This is a genomic window from Bradyrhizobium sp. SHOUNA76 (assembly GCF_023006445.1).
In the GTDB taxonomy this organism is placed as follows: Bacteria; Pseudomonadota; Alphaproteobacteria; order Rhizobiales; family Xanthobacteraceae; genus Bradyrhizobium.
The window spans coordinates 1-8,686 of sequence record NZ_JALBHA010000266.1 but is presented as its reverse complement, the minus strand read 5'-3'; the positions used below and the strand labels follow the sequence as shown (position 1 = coordinate 8,686).

The following is an 8,686-nucleotide window of genomic DNA, read 5'->3' as shown; positions in this document are numbered from 1 at the left end:
AAGGTCACGGCGCTGGCGCACGGTGCGTCAGCCCGCGTCGGCGACGCCCTCGAAGGCGCCGTCGCCCTGAAGCAGGAAGTCCAGCACGACCTCTCGCCGACGGAGAAGCTGGAAGCGTTGCAGTGGAGCAAGGCCGGCAGCGCAGCGACCGCCGTCCCCAGCAAGGCCGAACGCCGCGCCGAAGCCAAGGCCAAGGGCTACGAAGGCGAGATGTGCTCGGAGTGCGGTAACTTCACGCTGGTGCGGAATGGCACCTGTATGAAATGTGATACGTGCGGCTCGACCACCGGGTGTTCGTGAGGCCGGAGCCGAACGAACGACGACGTCACCCGCATCTTAGCGGGCATCCAAAAGGGCGGCCAAAGGGCCGCCCTTTTTCCATTTATGGCTTTTCCAAAGTCAGCCATTATGACAACCTTAGAGGGTATCACATAGCACCCAGACCCATTGCTAGTTTCAAGACTTATTAGGAGAGTTGGATCGTGACCAGCCAACCCGACGCCTTCCTAAGTTATACGCGGCTCGATGATGAGTTCTTTGGTGGCGCAATTACCTCCCTGCGGAAACTCATCGAACTCGGTGTTCAGGTGATTGCCGGGCAGAAGAACTTCAAAATCTATCAAGATGTCGACGGCCTGGAGTTCGGTGAGCAATGGCAGAAAGGCCTCGATCAGGCCGTTGCAAGCGCAAGATTTCTTGTCCCAGTCGTCACTCCACTTTTCTTTCAGAGCGAAGCCTGCCGTGATGAATTGAAGAAGTTCATCACTCACGAGAGCGAACACGGACGCGACGACTTGATACTGCCGATCTATTTCGTCACGGTACCAGCTCTCGAGAAACAGGAATTGCTCCGCGACGACCCACTTGCAGGAGTTATTGCGTCGCGCCAACGCTATGATTGGCGCTCTAAAGCTGACTTGCCAATCAATGACCCGCAAGTAAAGGCCGCGGTCAGGCAGCTATCGGAGAAGATCGGCGTTGCTCTTGCTCGCGTTCAGGGAGATTCGGGAGCCAAGGCTCGACCGGGTGCTCCCCGGGCAATAGTTACCGAAAGGCATCAGGTGGCGGCATTTTCTCAAGCATCGGACGTCATTCGCAGCGAGGAGCCGCAGAAAAAGTCAACGAAACTCAAAAGGATTCTCTGGGTCGACGATAGACCAGACAACAATGTCTACGAGCGTCGCGCGATGGAGGCATACAACGTTGAGTTCGAGTTAGCAGAGTCGACCGGTGAAGCTCTGGCTAAGCTAAGGAAGACTCAATTCGACGCCATCATAAGTGATATGGGTAGACCGCCGGACGCTCAAGCCGGCTACACGCTTCTTAATTCCTTGCGAAGCAGTGGCAACCTCACGCCATTCTTTATCTACGCTGGCTCAAATAGTCTTGAGCATCAGCGTCTTGCCTTGAGTAAAGGAGCACAAGGTTCGACAAATAGAGCGAACATATTGATCAATGAAGTTCTAAACTCGCTGAACGAGTAGTAGTCGCAGCCCCCGGAAGGCCTTGCTCGCGCGAAAGCCATGGTGAACGGCGTCAATTAAATGCAATGCCGCCGTAGTCGAGCATACTTTAGTCTTTCCGCGCACGGCAATGATTGGTAGCCTCTCAACCCATACTTGCATGAACTGGTTTGGGGCGCAGAGGTGATGACACGTGAATGGGGTTGGCCCGCGGGGGCCACGCGGTTGACCAATTAGTTTCCCAAATCGTTTTTTGCATTGAGCACGCTTCTGTTGCTGCAGGCCTACGCCGCAGGGACCTCCGCCCTCCATGCTCAAAACCAGAAATTGGACGCGCGGCAGGGCCACATCTACTTCATCCGGCACCCCAGCGTTTTGAGCCGGCTCGGCAAACCGGATATCAGGGTCGATGGCAAAGTGGTGGGCGAGTTCGCTGTTGCCACATACATCCTCGTGGATCGGCCGGCGGGGCCACACACGATCACCGTCGTTGGGGCGATGGATTCAGTGGGATGCGAGGGCGAGATTCGCGTGCAGCCCGGCATGTCCTACTATTTCGAAATGGGGCCGATCGTGAATACCAACATGGACGCGTTTAATATCGCGTCGATGGGCGTAACCGGACGGCCTGTCCCCTGCCGCAACAGGCATAACACGCCCTACATGTTCTACTCGCTCGATGCGACTGCTGGAGCTGCCGCGGTTTATAAAGGCCCGGAATTAACCCGACGGATGAATTACGGACCATTGCACTAAATTCACTCGATCCGTCCTGCCGATCTGCGGCTTCGCCTCGCGTTTGGTGAACGGCGTCAATCAAGTGCACGGCCACCGTCATCGGGATCTGTTCCGGCTCCGTTGCTCATCAACACCCTGGCGCCGAAATTGCCTTTGCGGCCGAGCCCTTCCCTTCTAAACTCCGACCACCGCCGGCATGAGTTCCAACGGCCCCGGTAGAAGCGGAGTCGAGTTATGCCCAAACCGGAAAGCTTCCCGATCGAGAAGATCTTCGTTCCCACGAAGCAAAAGAAGGCGATCAAGCCCGAGATCGTCGCGGAGATCGCGGAAAGCATGCTGGAGATCGGACAACAGGAACCCATTTCCATCAGGCTCGATGGAGACCGCCTCGTTCTGGTCGAGGGACTGCATCGGCTCGAGGCCTGCAAGGCGCTCGGCGAGACGACCATTCTTGGCGTCCTGGTCCCGGCCGAGATGGCTCAACACAAGCCGCTGCTCGCCGAGCGACCCGAAGTCGAGGCCGAGCGCATCAAGATGGCGCGATTGAAGCAGTTGCGCCTGGAGAAGGAAGCCGCGGAGGCATCGACGGCGGCCCCGAGAGGCAACGCGACGCAAGCGCCGCGCGCAGGTTCTACGAAAGGCCTGCGCGACAATCCGAAGGCATCACCCGTCCGGATGGTGAAAGCGAAACCGAAATCATTGTCGGACTGGATCACGCAGCAGAAGGGCACCGGCAGCCGCTATTGAGGGCCGGCTCGTTGCCAAAGAAGCAGCTTGTGGGACGGGTAGAGCTCTTGCGCGAAAGCCATCACTCCGCACCGGCAATTGATGGTGTTCGCTACGCCCGACATCATCCTACAGGATGATATTGATTGGCGTCATTGAATCACCCAACCTCGTACAATGAAATACTTCCTGCTGTTCGGCGGCGCCCTGGTGATCTGCGTGCTCACATTCGCAGGCGTGCTTTACTGGAAATACGCCAAGCTCATTCCCGAGCCTTCGAGCGAGGTGGTGCAGTTCACGCCCGAGAAGCGAGCCGTTCTGGAGCGGCTGAAAAAGGAAAATAAATTTCAGCCTCACCATTTTCCGCCTCTCGGCTATACCGGCGCCGAAACGCCCGAAGATCTCGCGCGAGCAACAGAGGCCGTCAACGGCGTGATCGATGCGGTTCTCGCGCAACCTAACGGTCCCGTTCACGCGCGCACTGTCTCCAATCCCATCGGAAAAGCGATGAGTCTGGTCTCTCGCTTGGCAACCGAGGATCGCGACCGGACCAGCGGTTACCTTCTAGAAGTCTGGTATATCCTCGGTCTCAAGGGCGCGACCGGCCAATTCGCCTCCGGCGCCGCCTACTCCAAAGCTCCGGGCCACAGCGAACCGCTTCCTCCAGGCTGGACGACGGCGGACCAACCGCGTCCGATCAATCCCTAGCGCGTGAGGTGGATGAGCGAAGCTCAATCCACCTTCCTTATTTCGTCGGATGCGCAGTGGTGGGCTACGCTTGCGGCTAACCCACCCTGCGAAGTCGCCGAAATTTGCTGCTTCCAGCGACTTCCGCGAAAGCGACCTGATCGTCTCACGCCGCTTTCGCCTGCTCCGGCGATGCCGTCTCCATCGCGCGCATGTAGAGATCGAGCAGGCTTTCGCGCTCGTCGCGCTCGTTCTTGTCTTCCTTGCGCAGCTTGATGATTTCCTTGAGGATCTTCACGTCAAAGCCGTCGCCCTTGGCTTCCGCGAAGACTTCCTTCTTCTGCTCGCTCAACTCCTGCATTTCGCTGTCGAGGTTCTCGATCCGCTCGACGAAGGAACGGATCTTGCCGCCGGGAATGGTGATGTCGGACATGGTACCTCTTTGCTGACTGAGGTCGCGAAAATGACCGCAAAGAAATGACCAATGTGTTAACCTCAGCCTCCTGCGCATTGCCTTGTGGAAAAGCCGAGGGAGCCGTTCCATGGCCGAGCTTCGCTTCGATGACGGTGCCGCCTATGAGCAGATGATGGGCGTCTGGAGCCGATCGGTCGGCGAGATCTTTCTCGACTGGCTGAAGCCGGCACAGGGGCTGCGCTGGATCGATGTCGGCTGCGGCAGCGGCGCCTTCACCGAGCTCATCGTTGCGCGCTGCGCCGCCCTCGACGTGCAGGGCATCGATCCCTCGGAGGGACAGCTCGCCTTTGCCCGCGCGCGTCCCGGTGCGCGCGGCGCCGTGTTTCAAACAGGCGATGCCATGGCGCTCCCATTTTCAGCGGCAAGTTTCGATGTCGCCGTAATGGCATTGGTTCTCGTGTTCGTGCCGAATGCAGCGAAAAGTGTCGCGGAATTGGCGCGGGTCGTTCGTCCCGGCGGCCTCGTCGCGACCTACATGTGGGACATGCTGGGCGGCGGATTTCCGCTCGATCCGATCCTCAACGAGATGCGCGCGATGGGACTGACGCCGACGCGTCCGCCGCATATGGAAGTGTCCACCCTTGCGGCTCTCGAGGATTTCTGGAGCGCGGCCGGACTGCTAGAGATCGAGACCCGCCAGATCACGGTGCAGCGGACGTTTGCCGATTTCGACGATTTCTGGAACGTGGAGACCAAGGCCCCCTCCACCGCGCCGGTGATCGCGGCGATGCCGGCGGCCGATGTCGCCGAGCTCACGCGGCGCGTGAGGGCGCGTCTTCCCGCTGGCACGGATGGCCGCATCACCTACAGCGCCCGCGCGCACGCGATCAGCGGACGCAAGGCGGGGTGAAGATGTGGCGAGGCAGTCGTAGGATGGGTAGAGCCCTTGCGAAACCCATCATTCCGCGACGGCTATTGATGGGTTTCGCTTCGCTTGACCCATCCTACGACATGCGTACTCCACAACGTCAATGCCACGAAAAAGCAAGCGATCCTTCCCTCGCCTTCTCAACGTCCGGCGGGGCGCACGTTGGGCGCGAAAGAGATTCGCGCGAGCCCCGCAGGCCGCCCGGACCGCGGGCATCGTAGCCATCCTGCTTGCTGCCCTCGCCCTCCTGAACCTCGCCTATCACGTCATCCGCAAACCAACCGAACTCTTCGCCGTCGCCGGTCACGCCCTCGACAAGGAGCCATCAGAGACTTGGGCGAGATACGGCCCCCTCTTCCGCACCTATTCCACCGCGACGATCACGCCCGAATTGCTGGCCGCGCTGGCGCAGGTCGAGAGTTCTGGCAATCCGGTGGCGCGCACCTATTGGCGCTGGCGGTGGAGTTTTAATCCGCTGGCGATCTACCGGCCGGCCTCCAGCGCCGTCGGCCTCTTCCAGATGACGGATCCGGCTTTCACTGAAGCCACGCCGTTCTGTGTCCGCGGCAACGCCGTCACGAACGCCGGCTGTGGGTTCGCCAGCTTCTATGTCCGCGTGATCCCGAGCCACGCCATCGAGCTGACCTCGGTGTATCTGGACCGCCAGGTGGCCATGGTCCTCAGCCTCGCGGGCGATGTGAAGGCGAGTGCCCAGCAGAAGCAGGATCTGGCCGCCTTCATCCATCTCTGCGGCGCAGGTCCTGCCACAGCCTATGCGCGGCGCAAGTTTGTGATGATCGCAAGCGAACGCTGCGGCGATCATCTCGTTGCGGGGTATGTCGGCAGGGTCAATGCGATGAAGCGGCAATTTGTGCGGCTTGCGGCGGACCACGATAGTTGAGGAGCGCAGCCCCCAGCCCCGCTACCGGGCCCGCCATAAATTTACCTCTGCGCACGCGTTGTGTCTGATAGCGGCCAGACCTATCCTTCCTGATCGGACTGCCTCCCATTGACTCCCGACCGGATGGAGAGCGCATCGGTGCCTGACACGAACGACCCCAAACCTGATACCAGCAAGCCCGATGCCCCCAAGCCGGAGGAGACGCGCGCCGAGGGCGGGTTGGCGCGGGCCTACGACCGGATCAAGAGCGCGGAGCAAGACCTGGCGCGATTGGACCGACTGGTTTCCGGAATGGAACGCGATAGCGAGGGACAGCGGGCCTCACGCGCAAGCGCCACACCGACGGCAGCCGCCACTGCGGGAGACGGGCCGCCGAAACCCGATGCCAAGGTTCCGAGCGCCAACGTTCCCAATGCCGGGGTTCGCGATCCAGGCTTGAGGAAAGATCCGGCCATGATGCGCGCCTTGGTCATTCTCGTGCTGGCGATCGGCCTGCTCGGTGCCGCCGTCGCTTCGCAATATCGCGATGAGGCCCAATCGATCGGCCAGTCGATCATGGCGCGATGGGCTCCGTCAGCCGCGAGCACGCCCCCGCAGACGTCCGCGGTGGAAAACCAAGTGCAGCCGCCGGTCGTGCTGCTGGCTGCGGCGGATGAGCCGAGCCCGTTGCCCGCGCCGCCAGTCCTGAAGGAAGCGGACAGCGCGCCAAATTCCGGCGCCAGGGCGCCTGAGGCGTCGTCATCCGAGTTGGCGCAATCGCTCAAGGCCATCACCAGCGAGCTTGCGAACATCAACGACAAGCTCGAGCAACTGAAGAGCCGCAACGAGCAGACCCTGCGCGAGCAGGCCGACGCCATTCGACAGCTCAAGGGGGCGCAGGAGAAGGATGCGGCGGACATTTCGCGCCTTGCCGCCCAGGTCCAGGCGCTGCAAACGCAACTGAGCGCGTCATCGGTGTCATCCGCCTCTGCAGCCGCCAAGCCCGTCGTGCGCAGCGTGGTGAACAACGATGCGGCTGCGCGTGCCCGGGCGCACGTACCAGACGCCGCGCCACGGCGGCCGAGGCCGCCCCCGCGAGGCCCCTGGATGCCGCCGCCCTATATGGCGGACCCTTATTACGGCGATCCGGATTGGTGAGTTCGCAAGGCGCCGACTTGTTTCTCGCACGCGCGAGCGGATGACGGCGGTTGGCAAACGAGCGTAGCCGGACGAGCGACTTGTCCGCCGTAGCTCGAAGAGCGAAGGCGGAAGCGACATCCGGGGGGAATGCTTCGGCAGCAAAGCCCCGCCTATATCGCTCCGCTCGTCCGGCCTATCAACCAGCTACGCTCTACGCTCGCTCACCGTATCTCGCTCATCGTCACCTCGGCCGCGATCCCCGTCAGCTCGGGCTCTTGCGGCGCAAGCTCCTCATCGGAAGATGGGCCAACCGAGACTTCAGCCATTCTGCGTTTGACCTGTTCGCAGGTCTTGCGCACGTCTTCGGTGAACAGCGCGCATTCTTCGATGCGCTTGAAGATCTTCCGTCCCTCTTCACGATACCCCGCCGCCGTTTCTCGCATGAAGGCGATCGCATCATGAACCTGGGCCGTCAGCGCCTCGCATTTTTGCGCCGCGTCGATCAACTCGGTCCCCATGGCCTCGATCTCTTTTGCAGCGGACTCATAGTCGCGAACGACCGCTTCCGCGCTGAGCGCACCGACGCGCGACACGCCCGCGGTGTGCTCGACGTAATCAGGCAGATTGATTGAAGTAATGGAGCTCCCCGACCGGATCGACGTGATGTCCGCTTCGAGTTGGACCAAATTCACTCCGTCCCGTCTGTGCAATTGTTCGACACTTGCCATGATTTATCCTCCCGATACGCGCCCAGAACCCCAAACAGCATTGGGTTTATTACGGGGATAAGTGTCGATCTACCTCGATGTACTCTTGACAGTCTCCACTTTGCCATTTTTTCCTGATCGTCAACTCCGCACGCAGGGATGACGAGCCATCAAACTTCAACTTGTCCGCGTACCGGATGGAGGACCTCACCACCAATACGGCCAGCGCCATCCTTCATAGCGCACGTATGACGGCACCAGCGGCGGGCCGTAGGGATCGACCCGGTCATCCTCCGGGCGATAACGATAGCGTGGAACGATGTTGTAATCCCACGGCGTCGGTCTCAGCACGGGTGCAGTGACGATGAGCCGCTCTTGCGGTGCGCGAACGACGACGGCTTTCCGCGTGCGGGCTTCGGCGCCTGATGTTGCAAGGCTGCACAGCACGAGGGCGGTTCCGAGTGCACAGGCGACGGTCATTTTTGTCATGCATTGGTCTCCTTCGCGCGAAGAGTGCAAAAGGACGCGTGGCAAGGCAAGCGAATTTCGCGCGACTTTGCGGGGATGACCGATGACGGCTTTGGTTGCCTCTCCACCGTCATTGCGAACGCAGCGAAGCAATCCAGAAATGTTTTCCGCGGCGGCAGCCTGGATTGCTTCGCTGCGCTCGCAATGACGGGGAGAGCGTAGCCCGGAAGGAGCGCGGTGAAATCCGGGACCAGTGTGCCTTGTTGTAACATCCCGGATTGCGCTTCGCTCCATCCGGGCCACGAAGGCTACGAACCTTACGCCGCGTCGACGCCCTCTGGCACAGGACCCGCAACGAGCCCGTCGAGACCGACCATCAGCAAATCGGCGATGTGCATCAGCTGGTACAGCGGAATGTCCGCCTCGCCCTGCTCGGCCGATGCCACGAAGGCCGGCGTGACGCTGAGGCGCTCGGCGAGCTGGCCTTGCGTGTAGCCGCGGCTCTCGCGCGCGGCTTTGACACGCGCGCCGATG

General features: G+C 60.9%; 12 protein-coding genes. 8 read left to right on the top strand and 4 right to left on the bottom strand.

Translation table 11 applies throughout. The features are described 5' to 3' along the window. From MOV74_RS23720 to MOV74_RS23700, 5 genes are all read left to right on the top strand, one after another. Positions 1-300, top strand: a 300-nt coding sequence (locus MOV74_RS23720; RefSeq protein ID WP_246927842.1) for a hypothetical protein, incomplete at its 5' end; no start/stop codon positions are given. A gap of 182 nt (positions 301-482) precedes the next feature. Beyond that, a complete protein-coding gene (locus MOV74_RS23715) occupies positions 483-1,484 on the top strand; it encodes a TIR domain-containing protein (protein WP_246927834.1) in 1,002 nt (333 codons plus the stop codon). A 252-nt stretch (positions 1,485-1,736) separates the two neighbouring features. Then, positions 1,737-2,219 carry a DUF2846 domain-containing protein gene (locus tag MOV74_RS23710; RefSeq protein WP_246927832.1) on the top strand — a complete coding sequence of 161 codons (483 nt, stop codon included), beginning with the start codon at positions 1,737-1,739 and terminating at the stop codon, positions 2,217-2,219. Positions 2,220-2,435: 216 nt separating this feature from the next. Next, positions 2,436-2,948, top strand: a complete 513-nt coding sequence (locus tag MOV74_RS23705; protein ID WP_246927830.1) for a ParB N-terminal domain-containing protein — start codon at positions 2,436-2,438, stop codon at positions 2,946-2,948. Between the two features lie 156 nt (positions 2,949-3,104). Further along, positions 3,105-3,635 (top strand): hypothetical protein, encoded by a 531-nt coding sequence (locus MOV74_RS23700; protein ID WP_246927828.1) that lies wholly within the window; start codon positions 3,105-3,107, stop codon positions 3,633-3,635. Between the two features lie 145 nt (positions 3,636-3,780). Here the strand turns inward: MOV74_RS23700 and MOV74_RS23695 are convergent, their stop codons facing one another. Next, positions 3,781-4,047 (bottom strand): DUF2312 domain-containing protein, encoded by a 267-nt coding sequence (locus MOV74_RS23695; RefSeq protein ID WP_246927820.1) that lies wholly within the window; start codon positions 4,045-4,047, stop codon positions 3,781-3,783. Between the two features lie 109 nt (positions 4,048-4,156). On the opposite strand from MOV74_RS23695, the gene MOV74_RS23690 reads away from it, so the two are divergent. The 3 genes from MOV74_RS23690 to MOV74_RS23680 all read left to right on the top strand — a co-directional run bounded on the left by MOV74_RS23690 (position 4,157) and on the right by MOV74_RS23680 (position 6,995). Continuing rightward, positions 4,157-4,939 carry a class I SAM-dependent methyltransferase gene (locus tag MOV74_RS23690; RefSeq protein ID WP_246927818.1) on the top strand — a complete coding sequence of 261 codons (783 nt, stop codon included), beginning with the start codon at positions 4,157-4,159 and terminating at the stop codon, positions 4,937-4,939. A gap of 121 nt (positions 4,940-5,060) precedes the next feature. Next, positions 5,061-5,858 carry a transglycosylase SLT domain-containing protein gene (locus MOV74_RS23685; protein ID WP_246927816.1) on the top strand — a complete coding sequence of 266 codons (798 nt, stop codon included), beginning with the start codon at positions 5,061-5,063 and terminating at the stop codon, positions 5,856-5,858. Between the two features lie 123 nt (positions 5,859-5,981). Next, entirely contained in the window at positions 5,982-6,995 is a 1,014-nt protein-coding gene (locus tag MOV74_RS23680) for a hypothetical protein (protein ID WP_246927844.1), read from the top strand. Positions 6,996-7,198: 203 nt separating this feature from the next. On the opposite strand, the gene MOV74_RS23675 is transcribed toward MOV74_RS23680, so the two are convergent. The 3 genes from MOV74_RS23675 to MOV74_RS23665 form a co-directional block, all read right to left on the bottom strand. After that, on the bottom strand, positions 7,199-7,705 hold the full coding sequence (locus tag MOV74_RS23675; RefSeq protein WP_246927808.1) for a hypothetical protein: 507 nt from the start codon (positions 7,703-7,705) through the stop codon (positions 7,199-7,201). A 186-nt stretch (positions 7,706-7,891) separates the two neighbouring features. Beyond that, positions 7,892-8,173 (bottom strand): hypothetical protein, encoded by a 282-nt coding sequence (locus MOV74_RS23670; protein ID WP_246927806.1) that lies wholly within the window; start codon positions 8,171-8,173, stop codon positions 7,892-7,894. A gap of 296 nt (positions 8,174-8,469) precedes the next feature. Next, positions 8,470-8,686 (bottom strand): helix-turn-helix domain-containing protein (locus MOV74_RS23665; protein WP_246927797.1); only part of this gene is annotated, 217 nt, incomplete at its 5' end.

What these genes read in the sequence shown, in the direction of transcription:
- MOV74_RS23685 (WP_246927816.1), top strand. Translation starts at nt 5,061, where the DNA reads ATGCCACGAAAAAGCAAGCGATCCTTCCCTCGCCTTCTCAACGTCCGG.
- MOV74_RS23695 (WP_246927820.1), bottom strand. Translation starts at nt 4,047, where the DNA reads ATGTCCGACATCACCATTCCCGGCGGCAAGATCCGTTCCTTCGTCGAG.
- MOV74_RS23680 (WP_246927844.1), top strand. Translation starts at nt 5,982, where the DNA reads ATGGAGAGCGCATCGGTGCCTGACACGAACGACCCCAAACCTGATACC.
- MOV74_RS23690 (WP_246927818.1), top strand. Translation starts at nt 4,157, where the DNA reads ATGGCCGAGCTTCGCTTCGATGACGGTGCCGCCTATGAGCAGATGATG.
- MOV74_RS23700 (WP_246927828.1), top strand. Translation starts at nt 3,105, where the DNA reads ATGAAATACTTCCTGCTGTTCGGCGGCGCCCTGGTGATCTGCGTGCTC.
- MOV74_RS23670 (WP_246927806.1), bottom strand. Translation starts at nt 8,173, where the DNA reads ATGACAAAAATGACCGTCGCCTGTGCACTCGGAACCGCCCTCGTGCTG.
- MOV74_RS23675 (WP_246927808.1), bottom strand. Translation starts at nt 7,705, where the DNA reads ATGGCAAGTGTCGAACAATTGCACAGACGGGACGGAGTGAATTTGGTC.
- MOV74_RS23705 (WP_246927830.1), top strand. Translation starts at nt 2,436, where the DNA reads ATGCCCAAACCGGAAAGCTTCCCGATCGAGAAGATCTTCGTTCCCACG.